This is a genomic window from Gilliamella sp. Choc6-1 (genome assembly GCF_001690385.1).
GTDB classification, from domain to species: Bacteria; Pseudomonadota; Gammaproteobacteria; order Enterobacterales; family Orbaceae; genus Gilliamella; species Gilliamella apicola_A.
The window spans coordinates 70,649-96,570 of sequence record NZ_LZHI01000028.1 but is presented as its reverse complement, the minus strand read 5'-3'; the positions used below and the strand labels follow the sequence as shown (position 1 = coordinate 96,570).

General features: G+C 34.8%; 21 protein-coding genes and 1 tRNA gene. 4 read left to right on the top strand and 18 right to left on the bottom strand.

Going from position 1 to position 25,922, the window contains the following annotated elements; genetic code table 11:
- Positions 1-53: 53 nt before the first annotated feature.
- The 5 genes from yidC to epmB all read right to left on the bottom strand — a co-directional run bounded on the left by yidC (position 54) and on the right by epmB (position 3,835).
- On the bottom strand, positions 54-1,679 hold the full coding sequence (gene yidC, locus A9G36_RS03910; RefSeq protein WP_065585419.1) for a membrane protein insertase YidC: 1,626 nt from the start codon (positions 1,677-1,679) through the stop codon (positions 54-56).
- Positions 1,679-1,921 carry a membrane protein insertion efficiency factor YidD gene (gene yidD, locus A9G36_RS03905; RefSeq protein WP_065568645.1) on the bottom strand — a complete coding sequence of 81 codons (243 nt, stop codon included), beginning with the start codon at positions 1,919-1,921 and terminating at the stop codon, positions 1,679-1,681. Before yidD ends, yidC begins: the two co-directional genes overlap by 1 nt.
- Positions 1,922-1,968: 47 nt before the next feature.
- The gene (rnpA, locus tag A9G36_RS03900; protein ID WP_065568602.1) at positions 1,969-2,325 is read right to left on the bottom strand and encodes a ribonuclease P protein component; all 357 of its coding nucleotides are present in this window, start codon (positions 2,323-2,325) and stop codon (positions 1,969-1,971) included.
- Between the two features lie 11 nt (positions 2,326-2,336).
- Complete coding sequence (gene rpmH, locus A9G36_RS03895; protein ID WP_034944344.1) at positions 2,337-2,477, bottom strand: 50S ribosomal protein L34; 141 nt, start codon at positions 2,475-2,477, stop codon at positions 2,337-2,339.
- A gap of 332 nt (positions 2,478-2,809) precedes the next feature.
- Complete coding sequence (gene epmB, locus A9G36_RS03890) at positions 2,810-3,835, bottom strand: EF-P beta-lysylation protein EpmB (RefSeq protein WP_034944345.1); 1,026 nt, start codon at positions 3,833-3,835, stop codon at positions 2,810-2,812.
- Between the two features lie 33 nt (positions 3,836-3,868).
- On the opposite strand from epmB, the gene efp reads away from it, so the two are divergent.
- Positions 3,869-4,435 (top strand): elongation factor P, encoded by a 567-nt coding sequence (gene efp, locus A9G36_RS03885; protein WP_034944346.1) that lies wholly within the window; start codon positions 3,869-3,871, stop codon positions 4,433-4,435.
- Between the two features lie 193 nt (positions 4,436-4,628).
- Here the strand turns inward: efp and trmL are convergent, their stop codons facing one another.
- The 4 genes from trmL to thiI all read right to left on the bottom strand — a co-directional run bounded on the left by trmL (position 4,629) and on the right by thiI (position 8,849).
- Positions 4,629-5,114, bottom strand: coding sequence for a tRNA (uridine(34)/cytosine(34)/5-carboxymethylaminomethyluridine(34)-2'-O)-methyltransferase TrmL (gene trmL / locus A9G36_RS03880; protein ID WP_065585418.1), 486 nt, complete (start codon positions 5,112-5,114; stop codon positions 4,629-4,631).
- 19 nt (positions 5,115-5,133) lie between these two features.
- The gene (gene cpxA / locus A9G36_RS03875) at positions 5,134-6,507 is read right to left on the bottom strand and encodes an envelope stress sensor histidine kinase CpxA (RefSeq protein WP_065585442.1); all 1,374 of its coding nucleotides are present in this window, start codon (positions 6,505-6,507) and stop codon (positions 5,134-5,136) included.
- A gap of 34 nt (positions 6,508-6,541) precedes the next feature.
- Complete coding sequence (locus tag A9G36_RS03870; protein ID WP_034944350.1) at positions 6,542-7,261, bottom strand: response regulator; 720 nt, start codon at positions 7,259-7,261, stop codon at positions 6,542-6,544.
- Positions 7,262-7,388: 127 nt separating this feature from the next.
- Positions 7,389-8,849, bottom strand: a complete 1,461-nt coding sequence (gene thiI / locus A9G36_RS03865) for a tRNA uracil 4-sulfurtransferase ThiI (RefSeq protein WP_065574193.1) — start codon at positions 8,847-8,849, stop codon at positions 7,389-7,391.
- A 183-nt stretch (positions 8,850-9,032) separates the two neighbouring features.
- On the opposite strand from thiI, the gene secG reads away from it, so the two are divergent.
- Positions 9,033-9,398, top strand: a complete 366-nt coding sequence (gene secG, locus A9G36_RS03860) for a preprotein translocase subunit SecG (protein ID WP_034944360.1) — start codon at positions 9,033-9,035, stop codon at positions 9,396-9,398.
- A 7-nt stretch (positions 9,399-9,405) separates the two neighbouring features.
- Positions 9,406-9,491 (top strand) — tRNA-Leu (locus A9G36_RS03855).
- Between the two features lie 432 nt (positions 9,492-9,923).
- On the opposite strand, the gene A9G36_RS03850 is transcribed toward A9G36_RS03855, so the two are convergent.
- The 6 genes from A9G36_RS03850 to A9G36_RS03830 form a co-directional block, all read right to left on the bottom strand.
- Positions 9,924-11,165 carry a hypothetical protein gene (locus A9G36_RS03850; protein WP_065568583.1) on the bottom strand — a complete coding sequence of 414 codons (1,242 nt, stop codon included), beginning with the start codon at positions 11,163-11,165 and terminating at the stop codon, positions 9,924-9,926.
- Positions 11,165-11,311 (bottom strand): hypothetical protein, encoded by a 147-nt coding sequence (locus A9G36_RS10125; protein ID WP_155268310.1) that lies wholly within the window; start codon positions 11,309-11,311, stop codon positions 11,165-11,167. The genes A9G36_RS03850 and A9G36_RS10125 overlap by 1 nt, the downstream gene beginning before the upstream one ends.
- A 91-nt stretch (positions 11,312-11,402) precedes the next feature.
- On the bottom strand, positions 11,403-12,080 hold the full coding sequence (locus A9G36_RS09990) for a DUF6708 domain-containing protein (protein WP_335339966.1): 678 nt from the start codon (positions 12,078-12,080) through the stop codon (positions 11,403-11,405).
- 146 nt (positions 12,081-12,226) lie between these two features.
- Positions 12,227-13,063 carry a DUF6708 domain-containing protein gene (locus A9G36_RS03840; RefSeq protein WP_065574172.1) on the bottom strand — a complete coding sequence of 279 codons (837 nt, stop codon included), beginning with the start codon at positions 13,061-13,063 and terminating at the stop codon, positions 12,227-12,229.
- Between the two features lie 16 nt (positions 13,064-13,079).
- On the bottom strand, positions 13,080-16,727 hold the full coding sequence (locus A9G36_RS03835) for a toxin VasX (protein WP_065574171.1): 3,648 nt from the start codon (positions 16,725-16,727) through the stop codon (positions 13,080-13,082).
- A gap of 15 nt (positions 16,728-16,742) precedes the next feature.
- Entirely contained in the window at positions 16,743-17,624 is an 882-nt protein-coding gene (locus A9G36_RS03830; protein ID WP_034944374.1) for a hypothetical protein, read from the bottom strand.
- Positions 17,625-18,022: 398 nt separating this feature from the next.
- Here A9G36_RS03830 and A9G36_RS03825 point away from each other — a divergent pair, with 398 nt between their 5' ends.
- Positions 18,023-18,511, top strand: coding sequence for a hypothetical protein (locus A9G36_RS03825; protein ID WP_034944375.1), 489 nt, complete (start codon positions 18,023-18,025; stop codon positions 18,509-18,511).
- A 225-nt stretch (positions 18,512-18,736) separates the two neighbouring features.
- Here A9G36_RS03825 and mukB read toward each other — a convergent pair whose 3' ends face one another.
- Genes mukB through mukF form a run of 3 tightly spaced genes read right to left on the bottom strand, consistent with a single transcriptional unit; the run spans position 18,737 to position 25,258 of the window.
- Positions 18,737-23,155: a chromosome partition protein MukB gene (gene mukB, locus A9G36_RS03820; RefSeq protein ID WP_065568576.1), complete on the bottom strand. Its 4,419-nt coding sequence runs from the start codon at positions 23,153-23,155 to the stop codon at positions 18,737-18,739.
- 2 nt (positions 23,156-23,157) lie between these two features.
- Positions 23,158-23,892 (bottom strand): chromosome partition protein MukE, encoded by a 735-nt coding sequence (gene mukE / locus A9G36_RS03815; protein ID WP_034944844.1) that lies wholly within the window; start codon positions 23,890-23,892, stop codon positions 23,158-23,160.
- Between the two features lie 43 nt (positions 23,893-23,935).
- Positions 23,936-25,258, bottom strand: a complete 1,323-nt coding sequence (gene mukF / locus A9G36_RS03810; RefSeq protein ID WP_065585416.1) for a chromosome partition protein MukF — start codon at positions 25,256-25,258, stop codon at positions 23,936-23,938.
- Positions 25,259-25,922 lie beyond the last annotated feature (664 nt).

Sequence of the window (25,922 nt, the reverse complement as noted above, 5' to 3'; positions counted from 1 at the left end):
AAACCCAATAGAAAAAACAAAAGGAGGTTTTTTACTCCTCCTTTTTAATAAAATTATTTCTTTTTCTTCTCATGAAGCCCTTTTTTTTCAAGCTCCCAGTAAATAATACGTTGCTGGGCAATTGTGAATAAGTTACTTACAATATAGTATAAAACTAATCCTGAAGGGAACCATAAAAAGAATACAGTGAAAATTAATGGCATATAAGTCATTAATTTCTGTTGCAACGGATCAGTAACAGGGGTCGGTGACATCTTCTGAATTAAGAACATGGTACCACCCATTAATAAAGGTAAAATATAATAAGGATCTTGTGCTGATAAGTCATGAATCCAAAGAGCAAATGGCGCATGACGTAATTCAACTGTATTCCCTAGCATATAGAATAATGATAAGAAAATTGGCATTTGAATAAGTAGTGGTAAACAACCGCCTAATGGATTCACTTTTTCTTGCTTATAAAGCGCCATGGTTTCCATACTCATTTTTTGTCTATCATCACCATAACGCTCTTTTAAGGCTTGCAAACGAGGTTGCAATATCTTCATTTTAGCCATTGAACGATATTGAGCACGTGTTAAAGGAAATAAAATACCACGAACAATAAATGTGATAACAATAATTGCAAAGCCCCAGTTACCTATAAAACTATGGATAAATTTCAATAAATAAAATAGTGGTTGAGATAAGAACCATAGCCATCCATAATCAACTATCAAATCAAGATGATTAGCCGTTTCTTTTAATTGGCTTTGAATTTCTGGTCCTAACCATAATTTTGCGCCAATAGTTTGTGTACTACCAGCAGGAATAACAGTTGACTCACCTTTAAAACCGATTGTTGCTTGCGAATCTTTAGCGGTCGCTCGAGAATAAAATAAATTATCTTGATTCTGTGCAGGAACCCATGCTGAAGCAAAATAGTGTTGCAACATTGCAATCCAACCAGTTTGGGTATTAACTGATAAAGCTTTATCCTTAATATCATCAAAACTATATTTACTATAATTTGTACTAGAACTTGAATAAGCTGTACCACGGAAGGCGCTCAATCCTAATCCGCCTCCTCCTTCTGTCACTGCATCATGAGGTAATTCAATTGTCTGTTTTAATTGCCCATACATAGACACTTCAACGGGAACTTGTCTTTGATTATTAATTGTATACTGAACATCAATTGCATAACTACCACGATGTAGCACGTAATATTTAGTATAATCTACGCCATTAACTTGATAGGTTAATGGTACCCGTAATTCATCTTGTCCATCAGCTAACACATACTCTGTCTGCTGAGCTTGATATACTGGACGTTTTGCACCTTGAATGGCATTATCTGGACCATCTTTTCCAGTTAATCCACTTTCCGCAATATATACAAAATCAGGTCGAGAAGTCAAAAGTTGGAAAGGCGTACCAGAGTGAAGTATTTGCTCATATTTCAACAATTGAGCAGCCTGTACATCACCCCCATAGGTATTAATGATCAGTGATAATACATCCGATTTTACAGTAATTGTTTTACCAAGAGCCTCACCATTAGGTGTATCATCTTCATTCACTTGTGATAATTGGTTCGCCATTGGCACTTTAGGGGCATGGTCTTCTTCCCACGCTTTCCAAATAAAAAATGATAAAAAAAGTAAAGCAATAACTAAAATATTACGTTGAGATGCCATTAGTGTTTTTCTCTTTTGTTTTTAGTATTAGGAGGAACAGGATCTTCTCCTCCTTCATGTAAAGGGTGACATTTTAATACACGTTTGACCGTTAGCCAACCTCCTTTTATTAACCCAAAGCGTCTTAGTGCAATTATTGAATATTGGGAACAACTCGGAGTAAAACGACATTTTGGACCAAATAAGGGGCTAATAACACGTTGGTAAGCTCGAACAAAAAAAATAAAAATATTAACTATCAATGCATTAAACGCAAAAACATGCTGTTTGATAATCAATATAATTTTATTTAAACTCCGTGTTTGGCGATGATTCGTTGGCATAATTTATCTAATGTTACAACTAGTTGTTGATTTTCTAAGTTTATAACCGGTGCTTTAGCCATCAAAATAAAATCAATACTGGGTAATTGATGTTGTCGATGTCGAAAATATTCTTTTGCCAGGCGTTTGATACGATTACGTTCATGTGCTCGCTTAACCTGTTTTTTAGCTATAGCAAAACCCAAACGGGGATACGTCAAATTATTTTTACGAGCAACCAAGGTAAGAAAAGGAGACCCAGCGCGAATGGGATCTTCAAAGACACGATTAAAATCAAAGGGAGTCAACAATCGCAACTCCCGAGGAAAAGTGAGTTTAATCACTCAACTTTAAATCAGCTAGCAACAGTCAAACGAGCACGGCCTTTAGCACGGCGGCGAGCAAGAACCTGACGACCGTTTTTAGTAGCCATACGAGCGCGAAAACCGTGAGTTCTATTACGTTTTAATACTGATGGTTGAAATGTGCGTTTCATGACGATTTATATCCAAATCTAATTTATCAACAAGTTGCAGAGTATAGACTCCACAGCATTAATTAAAGAGGTCAGAATTATAGAAGCTATTTTATTTTTCGTCAATCAGATTTTATGCATGAAATGATGAGAAAATATTTTAAAACTCAACTATGGCACAATAAAATAAAAAACATAATACATCGCCTATCAAAAGCAAATAAAAGTATCATGTTAGGGCATTAAAATTACAAATCATCAATGACAGATAATGACAATTTTACAAATATTGAAATTATATTCTGAACAAAACGTAGCAACACAATTAATAACCATAAAAAGCTATCATCAAATTAATCACAGAATCCTAACACACGCTTACTCTTTTCCCCACCAATTTCACGTGCTAATTTGGGTACTAAATAACCAGAAACTTGCTCGGATAGTTGTTTCATTATCTGTCTAGCCTTTCGATCATCTATCATAAAATGAGCAGCTCCTTGTACTTTATCCAATAAATGTATGTAATAAGGCAAAATACCAACATTAAACAATTTATTACTCAAATTAGCTAATGTATCAGCACTATCATTAATATTTTTTAATAAAACGCTTTGATTGAGCACGGTAACATTATGTTGTTTTAATAATGAAACAGCCTTAGCAATAGTATCATCAATTTCATTTGGGTGATTAATATGCGTAACAACTAAAATTTGTAATCGACTTTTTGCAAACAATTGGCATAGTTTACATGTAATACGTGATGGTATAACAACAGCTAAACGAGTATGAATACGTAACCGTTTAATGTGGGGAATCTTTTCTAATGCTGTTATTAAAAAAGCGATTTCATCATCTTTTGCCATTAAGGGATCCCCTCCTGAAAGGATAATTTCATTAAGTTCCGAGTGATTGGCAATGTATTCAAGCGCAGCATTAAGATTTTTCTTATTCCCTTGATTTTCATGATAAGGGAAATGCCTTCTAAAACAATAACGACAATTAATCGCACAAGCTGTTTTTGTTATTAGTAAGGCTCGATTATGATATTTGTGTAGTAATCCAGGAATAGCATTATCCTGCTCATGCAAAGGATCATTACTATAGCCGTTAACATAAATCATTTCATGATCATGACAAAGGACTTGCAATAAAAGGGGATCATTATAATCCTTCTTCTTCATTCGCTGTATAAAGGTCATGGGAACACGCAGTGGAAATTGTTTTTTCGCCTGTAACATCGAAATAGTTATTGAACTAGGATCTAGCTCTAAATAAGAGTACAGTTTATTAATATCGGTTACAACATTTGCAAGATCAAAAATCCAGTCATCTTTATTTGGTAGTTCTACTTTTTGCTGTATAATGTGGCTCATTTTTTGTAATCCAGAATGATAATTGGAGCTTTTATGGCATCTTATAGTACTAATGAGTTTAAAGCCGGCCTTAAAATAATGCAAGATGGCGAGCCATGTGTAATTGTTGAAAATGAATTTTATAAACCTGGTAAAGGGCAAGCTATTAACCGTGTGAAAATTAAAAAATTACTTTCAGGTAAAACAGTTGATAAAACTTTTAAATCAGGGGAATCAGTTGAAGCCGCTGATGTTGTCGATATGAATTTAACTTATCTATATACAGACGGCGAATTTTGGCACTTCATGAATAATGAGACGTTTGAACAACTTTCTGCTGATACTAAAGCTGTTGGCGACAATGCTAAATGGTTAGTCGATCAAGCTGAATGTATTTTAACACTTTGGAATGGTCAACCGATTGCAGTTACGCCACCAAACTTTGTTGAGCTCGAAGTGATTGAAACTGATCCAGGTTTAAAAGGTGATACTGCCGGAACAGGTGGTAAACCAGCAACTTTATCAACTGGGGCGGTAGTTCGTGTACCATTATTTATACAAATTGGTGAAATACTTAAAGTTGATACGCGTTCAGGTGAATATGTTTCGCGAGTTAAATAAACATTAGTTAATATAATTATTTCTATACCTGAATGATATAGAAATAAAAAGAGAGGATAATATAACCTCTCTTTTTATTTAAAGATTGAAGATAATCTTTAATTTAAACTCATAAATTAATCAGCTGAGCTTATTATCATCAGAAACAAATAAACAATTAGTTACAAAAATTTTATAACTTCATAATTCTAAATCACTTTGCACCAAAATAATCTAATTGTCGCCATGATTCATAAACCACAACTGCAACTGAATTAGATAAATTCATACTGCGACTGCTCGCTAACATCGGGATACGAATTTTTTTATCTTGCGGTAAAATATCAAGAATTGATGCAGGTAAGCCTCGGGTTTCGGGTCCAAACATCAAAAAATCATTTTCTTTATATTTTACATCGCTATGTGACTTTTTCCCTTTAGTTGTTAAAGCATAAACTTGCGTAACTAAATTAATTTGATTCGAGTTTAAAAAATGATTGAGATTTTTATAACGTTTAACATTGACGAACTCTTGATAATCAAGTCCTGCTCGCCTTAGTTTTTTATCATCCCAAAAAAAACCCATTGGCTCAATAATATGTAGATTAAAACCAGTATTAGCACAAAGGCGAATAATATTACCGGTATTTGCTGGGATCTCAGGTTCAAATAAAACGATATTTAACGCAGCATTTGACACAATTATATCTCTTTAAAAGTTAATATTTATGAATTGGCAATACTATCACAATTCTAAGTCCACCAAGATGACTTTTCTCAGCTTTAACCGTACCATTATCACGAGTGATCGCATTAGATACAATGGCTAGCCCTAAGCCTGTTCCTCCTGTTTCGCGATCTCGAGCCTCACTTGTACGGTAAAAAGGTCGAAAAATTTGCTCTAACTCATTATCAGCAACCCCTACACCATCATCATCAATAGTGATAGTAATGTGTTGTTGCTGAGCAACAAAATTCAACACAATTTCATGATTTGAATAGCGAAAGGCATTACGTATAACATTTTCAAGAGCACTGCATAAAGCGACAGGATAACATAAAATAGTATGATTTGTTGGTGGATTAATAACCAAGAATTTTTTACCAATTTGTTCCGCTTCGAAAGAGGCATTTTCAAGTACTTGTCTAAATAACACATTCATTGTGTTAAATTCACGAATTTCATTATTGTCATATTGTTGTCTTGCTAAAGACAACAAATCGCCAATCATCGCATCAAGTTTTAATGCTTCATTATTAATACGGGAAACTTCATTGCTTTCTCCTTGCTTACGACGCAATAAAGATGCAGCTAATTGTAAGCGAGTTAAGGGTGTACGTAATTCATGAGAAATATCAGAAAATAAATGTTGCTGTAACTCCTGCATCCTTTTAAGCTCTCTTAACATATGATTAAAACTTGCGCCTGTAGCTTTATACTCAGTAGATCCTATTTTTTCAAGTTCTGGCCACTCTCGTAAATTTCCTTTTGCAACTTGATCAGCAGCCTGCTTTAAGCCACGAGCAGGTTTTGCAATACTCCAAGACAGCCAAAGTAAAAAAGGCGAGCTTGCTAACATAGTTAAAATTAATAGCAAGAAAGGATGATCAAAAATTAAATTAACAAATTGAGATTGGATATCTGAAGCAGGCTGCAATACGTATAATTGGTAATTAGCACCCGCATAATTAATTAGGAATGGACCTATAACCTCTTGTGAATCATAGATTTTCTTAGCTGGATCATCAACATTATGTGACTTTTCACTAAAGTTCCTAATACGATCTATATTTTTAGTATCAGCGGTAATAATTTGTCCATTTGGTGTAGCAATAAATAAAAACTGACCTGGTTTTTGGTGGTTATCCATCAAAACAATAAAACGCATCCACCAACGAAAACTATTTTTCGGTATATTAGTTAGCTCTTTTTCGAGCTGATTAGCAAGCATATTGCCAATCTCTTTCTCTTTATTTGCCAAATAAGTTAAATTTCGAGAATCGAGATTTGGCAATAGCGTAATCAGCATCAAAAAAAAAGCTATAGTAAGCAAGAAAATAGTGAAAATTCTGATAGTTAACCGATCAAAAATCCACATAATTTCCTTCCTTATTTAAAATAATATCCTAATTATGTAAGAGCTCATCACTTTGGTCTACAACAAAAAGGTAGCCTTTAGAGCGTAAAGTTTTAATCCACGGCAAACCATCACTACGTGGAGGAAGCTTTTTACGCAAATTAGATACATGAACATCAATTGAACGAGCTAATGGAATAAACTCTTTACCTAAAACTGTTTCGCTCAAGGTATCTCGAGAAATTATCTTCCCTGCATTTTCAAGTAATTTTAACAATATTTGAAATTCAGTTCCGGTTAATTCAATATACTTATCATCGAAAGAAACAGATTGTTGTTTACGATTAACAGTAAGTTTATCAATAGTATATTGAATAGATTTTTCCCCAAAGCCTCCGACTAAATTATCCCAGCGCTTTCGACGTAAAAGAGCGTTGATTCTGGCAACAAGTTCCCTGTCATTAAATGGTTTTAAAATATAATCATCTGCACCAAGCTCTAGCCCAATAATCTTATCAAATTCATTATCTTTAGCGGTTAAAAAAATAACAGGTACAGTGTATTTATTTCTAAGCTGAGATAACACACTGAGCCCATTCATTTCAGGCATCATAATATCAAGTAAAATAAGATCAATAGTACTGTCAAACTTTTCTAAAGCTTGCACTCCATTGTTTGCTGTTACAACTTCAAATCCTTCTATTTCTAATAATTCACATAATAACGAGGCTATTTCTGGATCATCATCAACTACAAGTAATTTGTTCATTACAACCCTCTTAATCCTATTAATTCATTACATTATTTTATTATTTTATATTTATCCTATTTTGATGAAACTTAATATTCTCCATTAACTTTATTATATATGTAAACGGTAACAACAATATACAAAATTATTGTCTATTTTGGATTTTAAATACGTTAACATTAGAAAAACCTTGATCAATTAAGTAAAGTGCTTGTAATTTGCTCATCACACCACGATCACAATAAAGTAAATACTGCTTAGATTGATCTAAATCAGCAAACTTCGTTGCTAATTTGTAAAATGGAATTAATTTAATTTCGACATCATTTAATACAAGTGGTTGTTCTTCTTGTTCTTCATAGGAACGAATATCAATAATAATATGTTCAGGATTAATTGATGTAACCGTTTTCAATTGAGTAATAACTGTATTAGCTTGTTTAGCAATTTCACGAATATCAATATTTTCGGCTTCTTCAACGGCCTTATCTAAAATCGAGAAATCAAAATTCTGCTCTTCCGCTTCAATTTTCTCTTTAACGGCCTTAACAGTAGGGCTTTTTGATATTACCCCACAAAACTCAGGCATTGTTTTAGCAATGTCTTCTGTGCCAATTTGGCGAGCAAGCTTAATAATGGTTTCTTTATCGTGAGTAATAAGTGGACGTAAAACCAATGTATCACTAACATTATCAATTAAACGCAAATTTGTTAGCGTTTGGCTTGATACTTGCCCCAATGCCTCACCAGTTACAAGCGCTTCAACTTTATAGCGCTGAGCCACTTTAGATGCTGCACGAATCATCATACGTTTTAAAATAACGCCCATTTGGCCATCATCAACTTTTTCTAATATCTCTCCGACAACATTAGAAAAATCAATAGAGATAAAACGAACTTTATGTGAACTTCCAAACTGCTCCCATAAATAGTGAGCCATTTGTTTAACACCGATTTCGTGTGTTTTTCCGCCAAGATTAAAAAAGCAATAATGTACCCTTGAGCCACGCCTAATAAACATATAACTTGATACACCAGAATCGAAGCCTCCAGAAATAAGCGAAATAACATCTTCTTGAGTACCTGTAGGAAAACCACCAATACCGGCGTATCGACCTTTCACAAGCAACAATTTATCTTTATCAACTTCTAAATTAACAGTTATATCAGGTTGCGTTAATTTAACTTTGGCTGAAGCAACAAATTGATTAAGTCCGCCACCCACATAGCGCTCAACATCAATGGAAGAGAATGGATGTTGCCCACGGCGTTTAACTCGCACGCAAAATGTTTTATTTTCAATCAAAGGTGCATAATAATCTAATGTTTTTTCATAAATGTCATGGAGATCAACAAACGTTAACTCATCAACAACGAGGATATGGTGAATACCTGGAATACGCATTAATAGATTTAATATTTGATTTTCACTATTGCCAACTTTCGGACGGACTTCTATAAAATCCCAATGACGGACGACTGCAACGTTCTCAATATGGTGCTTTAAAATATTACGAATATTGCTTGTTAATATCTTAATAAATCGCAAACGAACTGAGTCACTTTTAATGGTAATTTCGGGAAAAAGCTTAACTATAAATTTCATAAAACTAAGGCGTACTAACTATATAAAAATGGCAATATTATACTTATTTTTCCTCAAAAACACACAATTGATTACGATAAATACAGAAAATAGCAAAATATACTTGCTTGTTGGCCACTCTTTCGCTAATATTTCGCATCTATAAAATTTTGTTGTATAACACATAAAAATTGACAGGTTGAAATGTACGGACTTTTAATTGCAGGTTATTTGATTATTGCCCTTGTGATAATTATTTTAGTATTGATCCAGCGCGGAAAAGGTGCTGATATGGGTTCATCGTTTGGTGCTGGTGCATCAGCAACATTATTTGGCTCATCTGGAAGTGGTAACTTTTTAACTCATGCAACAGCTATTTTAGGGGTACTATTTTTTGTTATAAGCATCGTATTATCAAATATGGGGAATTCAAGTAAAAATAGCGAATTCCATAATATCGAAGCGAATGAAAGTGCACCGGTAGCAACACAACAAAATACAGATGAACAAAAAGCTCCGATCACACAACAACCAACAAGTAAAAATCCAACATCAGATATTCCTGAATAAAAACAGTGCCGTGGTGGTGAAATTGGTAGACACGCTATCTTGAGGGGGTAGTGCTCTAAGGGCGTGCGGGTTCAAGTCCCGCCCACGGCACCAAATCAATAAACAGCAACATTCTTTTAAACCCTACAAAGTATATCAAATCCAACAGTAACAAGTCTTGAAGGCTATGCTATCATCCTGAAAGTATCAATGAAGTACACTTATAACAAAAGTTTTAAAATTGCAATTAGATATACTGGTAGCATATAACTAAAGGTCGAAGGAAGCCTCAACACAATTGATGCAACGGCTAGTTTTATAATGGAGAATAGAGATTAATTCTTTTTTGGTCAGAGAAGAACACTAGGTTCATTTTTGTTTACTAAAAGTCTAAAAAACGTGAAATCTAACCTAACTTAAAAACTGCTTTAATTTCGGATATTTTTAACATTAAAAGTAAATTTCATGCACACACACGAAATTCACTTTATTTAAAACCATAACTTTCGCTTTTAGCAAACTTTATCTTACTCAATAAAAACCATGTTAAATAATTCCATTATCACTACTGCTTTTATTATTGTTTTGCGAACATGAAACAGCAGAAACAGTAGCTTTTTGAGGTTTCCCAATTACTATCAACTGGTTACTTTTAGAATTATAGGCATTTTCAATAGCTAAAGACAAGCATAGCCAATATGAACAAAGCCCTGCATAACCAATAGAGCCTTCAACATTCAACATATTCTTTGGTTTAAACTCAATTTGATTAAAGTAATTGGCAATATTAATTTTTAACTCTGAAGATACACCGTTATACCATACGCTATCATAACTTGCATTATTGACATTACCCCATAACAAAGCATTATCAATAGTTTGGCTTAACGACGAAGTTTGTTCACTTCGGTGTACTTTTACTAATATAGAGTCATCCTCTAACAAGGCGCCAATATCGGTATTTTCACCGGCTAAAAAAAGCCATGATGCAAATTCGCCTTCATTTTTAGTCGGGATATCGAACAGGTGTAGATTGAAGATTAGAAGTAAATCATTATAATATTCTTCATTATCTAGCCATGACTCTATAAATGTGTTTGAATCGCTTGGCTTTTCAAATACAAAACTAGCTGGGTGAGGAATAATTGTTCCTATTGTTTCATTCCATAATGTTTGTAATTTATCTATTTCGACACTTTTACCAATTTCCATAAATAAACGCACATGAATATTTTCATGAGCTAAAAGGGTGGAAAATTTATTTTTGAGTTCTTTTTTCCACTGATTAAATAAAAATGTTAAGTAACCATTAACGTTATTGATATCTATTTCGCTATTTAAAAATAAAGAAGTATGGGGAACAACAGTCGAGCATGTAGGATGGTGTTTTGAAGTCATTAAAAAACGATTATCTATCAAAGCAGCGGCATTTCCGATTGTTCCTTTTTCTGTGATAAGCGAATACCCTAAAACCGATAAACCTCTTTGCCCATCATTTATCATCTCCTCTTTGCGCTGTTCTCGATATAAATTCCATTCATTATTATAAATTTTGCGATAACTATAAGCATAAAAACGGTACAAAAAAAGCCCACCCCAAATAAGCACAGGGAAAACAAAAGCTCCCGATAAAAATAGAGCATTTGGGATACGATAAAAAAAACTGGCAACTACTGTAATGATAGTGCCAATAAATATAAACACAATCAACAAAAGCGCCCATAATCTTAAATTTAACTTTTTAGCTTCGGGCATTGGCTTTGGCAGTGATGTTAAATCTATAGACATTAGCTTTTTCCTACTTCTAATAGTGATAAGATTAAAGAGCTCCTACAAACGCTTTTATGACCATTTAAAGCTATTGATACGGTAATAACTTTCCCACCATGAACTGTTGAATTAGCAAAACAAATCACCGCTTTTAAATTACTCATTTTTATTTCCTTTATTATTTTCTTGCTTATGAACGTATTTTAGTCTATTTTACAAAAAATTTAACTTTTATCACATCAACATATTGATTTACTATACTTTTTCATACTCAGCATCTATTTGTTGATACTCTTCAAGCGAGCTGGCTTTGGATTTTTTGTCAATTTCTTCTGGCCAGTTGACTTTGATGGGCCATGTAAACGCATCTTCTGGCATCAACTCCCCATCCAAATTATTATCCGAAAACGCCATATAGCTATTTATCCACATCCATTCGTAATAGTTTAAACTGCTATAGGCTGCTAGTAGAAAGTGGTCAATCACTTTAGTGGTATTAGGCTCGCATACCACACATTCTAGACGATAGCTTCTAACCATTCCGCCACTAGCAAGAGGAACTGATACTGAGGTCATACATCCTTGGATATCTGCCCAATTAAACTCTTTAACGGTTATCTCTTTGGCTCTAAAGGGAGAACGAGTAAAGGTAGACCATGCTCCAAAATACAATAAAAAATGGTCATAAATATAAACCTTACCTGTTTTACGATTAAAACGGATTGGGCAATCTTCAGGAGCAAAACAAATATTCAAAAACATCTGAAGAAAGAGCTGAAATGACAATATTATTAAAAAAGTACAAAGTATAAATATAGACCTTCCGTCATTTAGTTTAGTAATAATATAAATAATAAATAATATTCCTAATATTATAGATATAACAAATATTAAAGAGAAGATTGCTGTTATACAACGAAGAGAATATTTCATCCCTGTGAATCTTCTTGAAAATTCACAATAATCATCATTAGCATAACGTAGTTTTTTATTATTACTTAAATGTGATTTTGTTGTATATATTCCTTTATGCAAATCCTCGCGCCATGCGGAAACTTGCGGTTGGTACTTTGATGGCATTATTTATTTCCTAGCTTTTTATACTCAGCATCTATTTGTTGATATTCTTCAAGCGAGCTGGCTTTGGATTTTTTGTCGATTTCTTCTGGCCAGTTGACTTTGATTGGCCATGTGAATTCTTCTTCTGGCATAAATTCGGCATCCAAATTATTATCAGAAAACGCCATATAGCTATTTATCCACATCCATTCATCATAGGTTAGACAATTATGAGTAGACAGAATAAAGTGATCGGTTACTTTGGTGGTATTAGGTTTGCATACCACACATTCAATACGGTAAGTTCTGACTATACCACCACTGGCAATCGGTGCCGAAACTGAACTCATTACCCCTTGAATATCTGCCCAATCAAATTCTTTAACGGTTATCTCTTTGGCTCTAAAGGGTGAACGAGTAAAGGTAGACCATGCTCCAAAATACAATAAAAAATGGTCATAAATATAAACCTTACCTGTTTTTCGGTTTAAACGTATGGGGCAATCCTCGGGGGCATATAGCAGATAGAAAAAAAGCTGAATTAAAATATAAGCAACATAAATAAATACAATACAACTTGGTATAAGTATAAGTTTATTTCTTATTTCATCCTCAACTATACCTGGCGTTACCATATACAATACAAATAAAATCATAACCATAGTTAAAAAAAGACAAATCATTGTAATTAAACGACCAATTTTCCCCCATCCTGTAGTTCGTCTTGAAAATTCACAATAATCATCATTAGCATAACGTAATTTTTTATTATTACTTAAAGGCAATTGCGTTGTATAAACCCCTTTGTATAAATCTTCGCGCCAACATGATACTTGCGGTTGGTACTTTGATGGCATTATTATATTCTCCTTTTTAATTGATAATATGTTCAACGCGTAGTGGTGATTTGGCGTCTTTACCTTGCCAGTAATGTAATATGCCAATCACTTTTTTGGCTTTTACCCTTAATTCGGCAACTTTTTGGTCTATCGCCACAGTAGCATTTATATTTGATTCGATAGGGTAATCTTTCGATTCAACCCAGCGCACTAAGTCATGATTACATTGATTGGGTGATACCGTAACATGTAAATGTTTATCGTCTTTACCTTTTACAATTTGGACCTTAGCCGATTGCCCTTCAGAATCAGTTAGATAGACCATACAGACATAGCGGCTTTGTGCATCAAAATTGGGCAGTTTAATATGTACATGCAGTCCACCGGCATAAATTAATGCGGCGTTTTCATCAGAATCATTACGAATATCGTCAAAAAAGAACTCCATATCATAAGATTGATAATTTAAAGCCAAATAAACACCTGAAAGATAGGCAAAATAGTCATTTAACGCCGCACTGGTGCCAACAGCGGTGAGTGGGTAAGGCTGCCCTTGTTCTGGATGTTTATGATTACCAAAATAGCAACGGTTAAACCACACTTCGATGGGTGACCAACGATCGGCTTCTGAGCCTATATACACTAAAATTACACCAATAACGGCAAAAGCTATTGCTGCCAATAAAACAGACAATGAAATACCGATTATGGCTCCATATGAACTTATTAAACCAGATATTATTGTAAAACTACCGCCAGTTATAACTAGATTAGCATCACCTCTATCACCATTTTTAGCGTAATTATATCCTTTATAAATATCCGTGATCCCATCCAATATTGTAATAAGCGCTAGCGTTGCTCCAGTGACTTTCAGAAATTTCTCACAACCTGGTATCATGGTGGTAAAGATATTGGTTTTGGGTAATGCACTACCGACTAGCTTAATGGTGTAAGCCATTACTTCGGCCGACATTAACGACATAATTACACCAGTCTTTACCATGTCATTAAGAATTGCCTCTTTCACTTCTTGCCGCATTTCACGCCCTTCAGCCTCGAGTACTTGCCTATTTTGACTGAATAGGTGACCTTGTAAAAATATCATTATCCCATTCATCAAAACCCCTCTTGTGGCATCAAACTTGATTCGTCGTTTGGCAACTTGCTCTATTGCTTTTTCAAGTTCATCTAGGGTTAGCTCGCCACTAAATTGGTGAGCATGTTTAATTTTAGCGCCTAATACATTTTTAGCTTTGGCAAGGGTGGGTTCTTTTAAATTACCGCCTTTTTTCAACTCATCAATCATGTTATTCATTGAGGCAATATCATCAGCTACTACCATAAACTCCATTTGAACCGTTTTTTCGAGCTGTTTTTTAGTCAGTTGGCTTTCAAATTGCCAACGCTTATCGGCATCTGATACTTTTGATAGCTTATACAGCTTGGAATTTTTATCAATGCTCACCGTTGATACATCTGAATGCTCCATCAAAATTTCATAAACTTTGGGTAAGTTTTTAATTTTCACCGGTAAACTTATACGCCTATGCTCAATACCCGAAAAAATTTTAAGCAGTTCTGTGCCATGATCTTTCATTAAAACGTCGTTAATTAACTTCGCATTCTTTGGTGGATTTGCAATACCTGCTGCCATCCAATTCATTATTACTTCCATTTTATCCACAAATAAGGTGGTATCTTTCACATCAATTGGCAAATTCAAAATATCGTTAATTTTGCCCACTAATTCATTGAGAATTGTTACTTTTGTTTTGTGGTTTGCTGCATCTTGATTTTGCTCCATTTCATCGGTACGTTGTTTTAGTAACCATTCATACAGGTTATTATCCTGACCTTTTAATAGATGAAAATAGATGGAGTTTTCGTCTCGTAATAGGCTGTCCCATAAGCCAAACTGTTCGGGTAGCTTCGCCATTTGGATATTACCTTGTAACATGGCGGTAACATCTTCAAAATAGCCTAAGTGGTCTTTAGAGTAGTCGTTTTCTTGTTCACGCTTCCAAAATTCCACTTGGTTATAATCGGTCAGTTCAACTGGTGCATAAAGCGATGGTTTGTCTTTGGAGCCAAAAAGCCATGTGACATAAATTAAATAATCGATTGATATTTTGCGGATATCTTTAACAATTTCGTCAAATAGGCTTTTATCTTCTTGGCGAAATGCATCGAGTTTACCCTTATCTAGCCGTGCATCGAGTTTTGCCCATTCTTTATCAAATTTGCTTTCAGCTGCATTATCCAATGTCCAATGAAATCGTCTTACATCAACAGCTGGTATGGCGGATTTATGCTTTGCGAGTAGTTCTTTTTTTTCTGCTTCTGATAAGGCAACTTCTTTATATCCATTTTCTTGTAACGTTTTGATAGTATTATAATAAGAATTCTTCGCACCTTTATAATTAGAGCCTGGTTCATAGGCATCATAATATTTTGGTTGAGTGTCAACGCCTTCATAATCTTTGTCTATAACGTTATTACAATAGTTCTTCAATCCTTTTTTATAAGCATCAATACAAGACACTATCCTACGTTTATAGCCACGCTCAGTAGAAAAATATTCATGATAATATTTGGGGGTATTTGTATTGGGTTTTAAAGGAATTGTCAGCGCTTGTGATGCATCATTTTGGTTGTCATCAATATTTAGATTTAAAATGTTTTTAAAATAATCTTTCGCATAAGGGAATAGATTTTCTGCTTTATCGGGCGAGGTTAACCAGTTGCTTGTCGGGGTAAAATCCGCTATTTTTTCGTTATATGCATCGGTTAATTTTTTCTCTATTTCCCGTTCGTGCTCTAAAAAGGCATTATTGATGGGGTCAAAGTTCCGCAATCGTTGAGCATTAAGCTCTTCGGCTATACCGAAGGTGTCTTCTAACACTATGCAGCCGATTTTACATTGATATGTTTGTTCCAGTTTTTCTGATACGTCTTTTATGGCGGCTAAATCTCTTTTATGCGAGTAGTCATAAAATTCATGGGCACTTGGAAAACGTACATTAAAATCTTTTTTCTCAAATAAAAACTCAGGTAAATAAGGTGCTTTATTTTCGTCGAGTAAATCGTTGAAAGCAAAGCTACGCCCGTCGGTTAATGAGCTCGGATCTTTACGGGTGCTGTCGTTAATGGTTACTTTAGTGAAACGCTTTAAATCTGCTTCAGGCGAGCGGTAATAATCTTCTACTTTTTTTGACCAAGCCCGACGGCTGTAAGCTATCCATACTGTGGCATTTAATACATCGATATTGGCAAAAATGGCTGGTATATTGTGATTCATTTTGGTGCATTGTTTGGCTAAGTCTTCAATTTCGTATTTTTTCATATAGTAAATGGAACGATGCCTTAATGCGCCTTCTGATGTTACTTCATAACCCAGTAATTTCCTTTCACCGTCTTTTTCCATTAATACATAAACATAACCTTTACGTAACATCCTTAATGCGTATTTATGTTGCGTTAACTCGCCTGCTGGTCGCCTATCGGTTAATTTAGGAACACCTTGCGACCAATCTTTGCTGCTGTCAACCCGTGGATTTATTACCGATTGGCGAACTAAAAAAAACGGCATACCATTACGTTGACACGTGCCACACCCACTGTTTGACATGGCTGAGGTGTTTTTTGCTTCTTCATAAATACGGCTATCAAATTTTTTCATTCGGTATTCCTTACATTATTCTGCAATTTCGAGCTTACTTAGATGATTTGCTAATGTGCCTGGCTCTTCTTTTGCTTTTTCAATTGGGGCTTTTAGTTGGTTTTGAATGGATAAATTGGGATAATTCATTAACGTTAGCGCTAAAGAGAATTTATCATAAGTATCTTCTAACCCTGCTGTTTTTGCTTCATAGTAATATTCAGCTAATTGTAATATGTCATTATCTTGAATGTTTTTATTTTGCTTTTGACATATGTTTTTCCAAGCAGTTGTCAACTGATACAGTTTGGCAGATTCTTTCAGGTAAAATTTAACTTCTTCTGTAACCCAAATTTCGTATGGCTCCGGGGTATGATCCAACGACTGAATAACCTGTAAGCGATTGGTAAATGAGGTGAAACAGTAGGTGCTACAACAATTTAATAAACTAGGTAACCAATCTGAACAAATTTTGTTACCTTCTAACATTAAATACATTTTAAATGGTTCGTAAAAAGGAACAAAATGGGTATGAGTGAATTTTGTTAATTTTAATCCTATATCAATCAGTTGTTCACTTAACGTTTTAGGATTGTTTTTGCTAACGATACATGCCGAAATATAGCGCCTTTGTAGTGAGCCATCATCTTGCAGTTCATTACTAATATGATGTAATAATTTTTCGTTTATAGGTTCGTTAGGTTTTGCAATAACAATTAATTTAGGGCAATGTTCTAAATCGTGCGCAAGATTCGTTCTTGGTACCACTTGGATTGCTTCTTTTCCTAAATTTTCTTGCAAGCTTTGAATAGATAATACATGAAAATAACTTAGCGAAACTAGATTATCAATTAATAAATATCGGTACTGTTTACGTGCACTTTCATTATCTAATAAGTTGAACAACTTTTTTTCCATTGTTTTTATCCTTAAAAATTTTTATATTTATCTTATTAGAATTATTGGTTATAGGTTATGTATTTTCCCATTTTTATAAAAATAATCAAGTGGTTCTGTAGTAAACTTGGGGATTTTAGGTGTTAATGCATTGAATTCCATATAACATCTTTCCGTTTTTAAAATTATTATCATACCTTTAATTCATTACTATCTTGTGGCATATACAAGAAAATAGGGGCGCTTCCTTCTATATTTCTTTTTTCTCCTTTATTATTTTTTACTTTCTATTTGTCTATTTTTTAAGTTATTCTATTAAACATGCTATAAATCTTTTTAGATTTATAGCTTTTCTACTAGCCTTTAGTCACTGGCTATATTACTTATCTAAATTACTAAGCTAACTTATGGAATATGTTATGAAAAAATTAATATCAGTATTATTCTTATGTAGTTTGTATTGTAGTAATAGTTACGCCGATGAAAGTCGACATAGTTTCCTAAAACAAGCTGAAGCAAAAAGTGATAGCAAATTTACCGAGTATAAAGCTAAATTAGGTGATGATACTTTTTTATCATTCTTTGTTGATAGTCAAGAGCAAAAAGCCGTTCCCGTTTTATTTATAGGTGGCCAAAAATACCAACCTTTAAGTATCAAATACTGTATGAAAGATTCAGATGAATGTTGGCGTCAAATCATCTATCACAATTCACTTTCTCATATTACTTATAACTTTGATAAACCTGAAAATAGAAAAGATTTGCTAAAATTAAAAATTGAATATATCGATAATAATCAGCTAGCTGAAACGGATTTTTTCCAAGCCCCCCTAACTGGTTCACTACCTGATGGTGATGACGACTATGACCCTTATATTCTTTGGCAATCTGATTTAAGCAGTTATTAATTACGACCAATAATAAGTGGATAGCAAAATGGAGTTAATATAATTTTGAGCTAAAAGGTTTTTACTTAGGCTTTTATCTTGTTAATTATTTTAGCTTACTTTTCTTGTTGGTAATCTGATAGTGTTGTTTCTTAAATCTTAATAAGACTAATTATCAGAGTCAGATAAAACATTTTCGCCGATTAATGCCGGCGAAAATGTTTAGTAAGTTGAAACAATAATAAGTTAAGCAAAGCCTTTTAAGCCAACCACATGTACGTGCTCTTGGTTATTGATGACTTTACGTACTAGTTTATATGTTGTGCCTTTTTCTGGGCTGATGTTTTCTGGAGCAGCAATGATTAGTTGCATTTCTAATCGTTCACAAAGCTCAAACAGTGTTGCAATAGACTTGGCATCCAATCGAGCCGCTTCGTCTAAGAATAGTAGACGACACGGAGAGATATCTTTATTACGCAAACGCTTGGATTCTTCTTCCCAACTTTGAATCACCATAAGTAAGATAGACATCCCCGTACCAATTGCCTCACCCGTCGATAATGCACCGCTTTCAGCACGTAACCAACCATCTGCACCTCGATTCACTTCAACATCCATTTCTAGGTAGTTGCGATAATCGAGTAATTCTTCACCAATATTTTGAGCCGTTCGTTGCCCCATATCAATATGTGGATTTAAACGTTGATAGAGTTTAGCCAAGGCTTCTGAGAAGGTAATACGATTATTACTAAATAAATCTTGATGTTCATTTTGCTCATCGGCAAGTGCTGCCAAAAGTGTTGAATGAGCTTCGCGAACATTAACATTTAAGCGCACGCCATTAACTTGACCAAATGCTACTGCTTGTAATCCTTGGTTAAGCATACGAATACGATTTTGTTCACGCTGTATGGTTTTACGAATAATATTAGATACACTCTTCGAGCTAATTGCCAGTTGCTGTTCACGTGAAGTCAATTCTTCTGTTAATCGTGATAATTCAATTTCCATCTGTTCAATGGCTTCAATTGGATCGTCAGTTTTAACAATATCTTGGCGAATTCGTTCACGCAAATGGGCATAAACAGCAATATAGAATTGGATTTTACGTTCTGGGCGTTTTGGATCTTCTGATAGTCTTAATACATCCCGTAAATGTTCATTGTCATTAACAGCCAAGCGTAACGAACCTAACGCTTTATCTGACATAGAACGTAGTTCATCAGCACTTAAGTAGGCAAGTTCTCGGCGATGTAGCCGACGTTCAACACTATTTTCTTTTACTAAACGTAATACTAAACACCAACCTGATTTAGCTTGTACTACCTGTTCGCGTAGTTGTTTATAATCTCGCAGTGTTTGAGTTAGCCGTTTTTGTAGTTGTGTCATTTCGCTTTCGCACATAATGAGTTGCTTTTCAAGCGATGTGCAATGCTGACGATTGTTATTTAATTTTTGATGGATTTCATCACGCCTTAATCGTGCACGTTCTTCAGTGTTCGCATCGGCTTTAACACCAATTTGTTCAATTTCTTTATGGAGTTCATTTAACATGTCACGTTTGGTTTCAAAAGCACTTTTTAATGAAGCCAGCGTTTGATTGTATTGATTATACTTATCTTGATACTGCTGCATTTGTCTACGTGCTTCTGTTCTTTGTGCTTCAACCACTTCCAATCGGTCACGCAATTTTTCGTTCAAATCAGTATTTTCATTTAGCATTCCAGCCGAGTCTTCATAACTAAAGTGGGCTCGACGTTGCATTACTTCCGTTAAGGCAAAAACTTGTTGGCGGATGGTTTGTTGCTGTGCTTTAACCGTATTGTATTGTTCACGTAATGCTTCGTTCTGCTCTGGATCACTTTGTAAAACAGCCAAAATTGGTTCAAGTTCTGAAACGGTATTGCAATTACGGTTAACATATTGCGCAGATTCTTGTGCTTGTGCAACTTGTTCACGTAAATCGTCAACTCTATCAGCCAGATCATCATCAGCTAATAAATGCATTTGTGCAACCAAGCGATTTACGGTTGCTAATTGTTCTTTGCAGTTAGTCACTTGTTGCTGATTTTGTTTATCAATACTTTCTTGAGATGATAATTGGCGTTCAAGTTCGGTGCGTCTTGCCGTTAATTTTTGCGCTTCAGCTTCAGGGTCGATATCAAAAGCCACCGCTAAATGTTGACCGATAAATTGCCCAACATTTTGTTCAATACGTTGTAATTTTTGTAAATCAAATGAGATAGTTGCATAACGCTCATGTAATTCATCACGTTCGTGAGATAATTTTTCAAGGTGAATCTCACGAGCAGCACGACCAAATAGTGGTACTTTAGGAAAACTTGAAAATCGCCATTGACGATCGCCCGTTTTGACAAGTACCGCTTTATTCATCTCTTCACAATCAAAAACACTATCATCAAATGATGCAGGATCACCTTCAATAAAATAGATATCTTCTGGGTAATCTTCATCACTTGTAGTAAGACTTTCTAATTGCTGTTTAACTAATGATAAATCTGGCACCACAATGGCTTGTCTTGAAGGACCATATAATGCAGAAAAGTAAGGTGCATCATCAATTGTTACATCTTCATAAATTTCCGAGAGTAATACCCCATTAAATCGCTCTGCTAACAAAGACAAGCGACCATCATCAACACCGCTAGGTTGATTTAGTTGCTCAATTTGAACATCTAATTGATTTCGTCTAAAGCTAATTTGATCCCGTTCAGTAACAAGTTGGCGTTCTTGTTCAAGCAGTTGTTGCATGTGTTGCGTAACTGCTTGACTATGACTAAACACTTGACCAGTTTGTTCTTGCAATGAAATTAATGTATCTTGAGCTTTTAACCATAACGGTGCTTTTTGTCGATATTCAGTAAGCTTCGATTGAATTTGTTCAAGCTCTTGTCTAAATTCAATACGCTTTTCACTTGATTCGTTAGCCCGTTCGGCACTTTCGTCTAATTGCAATTCTAGCTCTTGTTTTAATTCATCTAATTGATCGTAATTAACTTGGCGATCAATATGCTTACAAAATTGTGTTAATAATGATTCAGCTTCTTTTTGTTCAAAGAGTCGTTGTTCTAGTTCATCAAGTTGTAGTTGTAAATGTTCGGCCTGCTGAGCTTGATAACATTGTGAAGGCCACTGTCTTAGTGCTTCTTTGGCTGCAGCAAACGCTTCACTGCGAACCACATCACCCACTAATTTCACCACTAGTTGATAAGCTCTATCAAATTGATTAATCGCTGCATCAGATACACTTAATTTTTGTTCAAGCTCAAGAACTTGTTCGGTGATTTCTTTTTGTTTTTCATCAAAAAACGTAAAGTGTTCTTCGATATTGCTAATATCTAGTTTTGGTAATTGACATAGCAACTGAGCATTTTTTAGTGCCTGTAAAGCCTGTTGGTATTGAATTGCTCGTGTTTGTTGAACATCCAGTGCTTGTTGGTAATCAGCTAATTGAGTCTTGATTTCGTCAACTTCTTGCTCGGTTTGTTCTACTTGATCACGATAGGTTTGATACTGTTCATTCGCTTCAAGCACCACTTCGTTTTGTTCTTCAAGCTTTAAGTTTAAATCATCTAAATCAGATTGGTAGCGGTCGATCTTTTCTTGTTGGCGTAGCGCTGTTTGCGTAAGATTTAGGTGATCGTTGGCTGCTTGTAAATCGGTTTCTAAATCGCTTTGCGCATCTTGATGTTCTTTAAGTTCTTTCGCCATTTCAATTTGGCGGTATTGATTGCTAATAAGTAGATCTTGCGTTTTAAACATATCGCGACGTAAGCCAAGCACAGATTCTATATGAATTCGGCGCTCGTTAGCATGGCGCATATAATCAGACGCTACATAATTAGTTGATTCAGTAATTAAGTGTTTAAATAAGTCACGATCCGATTGAGTTACTCGAATCGCTTCTAATGTCATGCGGTTTTCACGAAGTGCAGCTTCCATATCTTGGAAAGCTTTGCGCACTCCACTGTTTTCTGGTAATAAATAATCACGTAGTGATCGGGTAATTGCGCTTGAAATCCCGCCATAAAGTGAAGCTTCAATCAAGCGATAGTATTTACTACGATCAGATGATGAGCGCAGGCGCTTAGGCAATACACCAAAATCAAACATAACCGAATGGTAGTCAGTTATGGAGTTAAATTGTTTGAAGATAACACCTTCTATAGATTCAATTTTTTCTTTTAACTCTGGTAGCGATAAAATCCTAGCCTGTTTATCATTTAATCTTTCTGTTACCAATTCTGTTGGGCTGATACCAACAGCTAAACCTTGCAGTAGAAATGGTTTGATATCGACTTTTTTGTCCCGCCCTGCCACTTGTTGTAAACGTACACCACAAATTATGCGCTGATTACGAGAATTGATTACATCGAGCATAGAGTAACAAACACCCGGTTTTAATTTACCATGTAAACCTTTATCACGTGAACCTGATGTTGCCCCTGCTTCGGTTGTGTTTCTAAAGTGTAATAAAGTTAAATCTGGAATTAATGCTGTAACAAATGCCGCCATAGTGGTTGATTTACCCGCTCCATTACCGCCCGATAGCGTTGTCACTAATTGGTCAAGCTCAAAAGTTCGCGCAAAAAAACCATTCCAGTTTATCAAAGTTAATGAGTGAAATTTACCGTGTCCAATCATGATTATTCAGTCTCCTCATTAACATCTTCATCTTGTTTTTGTTCTTCATTATTATCATCTAAAATAAGTGATGATTCGATTTTGATTGCTTCGCCATCTCGGATTAAGCGTAGTTGCGCTTCTTGTGCATCATCACTACTGCGCACATCGGCACCAAAACGGAAAATAGTCTCGTTGATGCGAAAGCGGCTACTGTCATTGCCTACAATAAAAAATATCATTCCTAATCGACGCAAGCGGTTTAATGCCGTTTTTACTTTATCAAACAGTTTTTGACGATCTAAATCTGAACCTGTTGAACGCTGGTTCACTAATTTAAGTAATTTTCCTTCGTCCGCGAGTGAAACCAACTCATCAAACAGTTCTTGTAAGGTAAAGACACCTTCATGTGCAAGCCGTTCAGGGCTTAAATATAAGTAACAAAGCACTTTGCCAACAAGCATATCAAGTTCCGATAAGACCGAACGTGGAATCAATGTTGTTGAACGAGGACGAAGATAGAAAAATCCTTCTGGCGCACGAATTAGCTCCACATTGTAACGTTGGTAGAATTGTTCAAGCTCAAGCTGAAAATCCATTAAAAAAGCATGATGATCAAGTTCATCAATGCCAATATGACGCCCTGAGCGTAATAAACTATCAAGCTCAGGGAAAATAGGATTAGCAATCGCTTGTGCCAATTTAACTGGCATATATTTATCGATAGAGGTCTGTGAACTTGTCGCAACGCGTTCCATAACGTCACCTAGATGATGAGTGGTTTGTTCAGTTTTTAAATCTTTAGTATCTGTTGATGACATGTGCTTGTACCTTAGCTCCATAATCGTTAATAGGTTTCCATTCGGCAGGGATACCGAGCAAATCATTTTCAGCAATACCTAGACGAATAGCTTGATCGATAAATAGTCTTGCAATATCAAAATGTTGTTGTCTAGGGAACTGCTTTAGATAGCTATGAATAGCAGTACTCATATCAAGCGGTTTATTTTCTTGTTTAAAGACCAATAAGTTTTGTTCTATATGTGTAATAATATGCTCTTGAATCTCGTCAACCATTTCAAATTCAAGTTCAGGTGGTAATTCACCAGTTACTTCTGCTTCGTGTAATGCTAGTTCTTCATCACGCATATCAAGCAGACGGTTCGCATTTGCATAAGTGAGTGACCATGGTAAATCAAAATAACCTTGAATGGATTTGCGCAATCGCTGTGAAAAGACTCGATTTTTATCTAAATCAATAGCAGTACGAATAAATTTGTGAACGTGCCTGTCATATCCTATCCATAAATCTATTGCTTTTTGTCCCCAGCCAATAATGCGATCAAGTTTACCTTGCAGGTCAATAACTACGTTGTTGATTTTATCTAGATTAGGGTTATCTAATGTTGCATCTTGTATTAGAAGTAAGCTTGCTTGTAACTTATCACCAGCGGCAGCTAAAGTATCTTGCAGTTCACGAAGTGTTTGTGATGTTTCTGTCAGTAATCCTTCACAACTGCTAATTGCCGCTTGCCAATCTTGACTTAATAATGCAGAGATGTTTTGTTTAACATCGGCTTGTTGTCCATCCATCACTCGTTGAGTGATATCAATACTGTCAAAAATTTCAGCAACTGAATATTTTAACGGAGCAAAGACATTTCGGTGCCAATACAAATCATCACCACCTTCAAGGGCTGCATCTGCAGCACGTTTTAACTCTTGTGCAACAATAGAAAGTTGGAGAGATAAACGTAAGGTAGAAAATTCTCGTTGGCGGATATAATAATCACTAATGCCAATTCCTAACGGGGTTAAACGATAAATTGAGAAACCGTCAGTCATTTCACTTGCAAAACGTGTGATTAGGCGTTGGCGTACTAAATCATTAATAGCATTATTGCCGCGAACCGCTATCGTGTCTTCACTCTGTTCAAAAATCTGCGAAACATGCCTAAATGCATCGATTAATTCAGATTCAGTCATTTCGCCATCAAAACGCTCGCTATTTAATACAGCAATAGCCAATAAAAAAGCTAACCTTTCCACAGGTAAAGCAATCGAAAAGTCATTCTTTTTTGCCCAAGAGACCAGTTCTGGCACTGATTGGGAAAAATCAATCATAGCGGTTCCTTAATTAAAGATACTTAATTACAAAAAGCACTTTAAAAATAATATGATAAATACAATATAGAGTTATATGACAAAATTTTACTTATTATATAACAATTTGTAGTACTTAAAAATAGCCAAACTTAAGATTTATTATGAAATGACTTAATATAAAAAGTAATTTTAATCGCATTTATTTATTATTTTTATTAGTCTAAATAGATGATGGCTAATAAATTCATAACCAATTAATATTTAAAATTATTTTTAATGTATTTTAATTGCTGTATCAGTAATTGTTAACATTATTTATCACTTGAACAATAATGATCATCGTTTTTATTTAAAGAAAAATAGCTATGCGTAAATTATTAATTTTGGTGTTATCATTCTCCATTATTTGCTTAATACCATAATCTGTTTCTGCTCACGGGATTTAAATTGTAAATTGCCTTGTTCAAAAACAAATTATTTTGGAAGAAAACTTTTAAGTCGTGGTTACGAACCTATGCTGTAAAAACAACTGAGCATCTTTACCTAGCGCTAAAGTAGCGCATGGAAATTATGTAACAGTTGAACCGCCACCAAAACATCTATAATAACAATTAGTATTAACCGCTAAATTTAAAAAATTTTAGATTAAATGGGTTAGGTTTTGCCCGATACGTAGTATTTT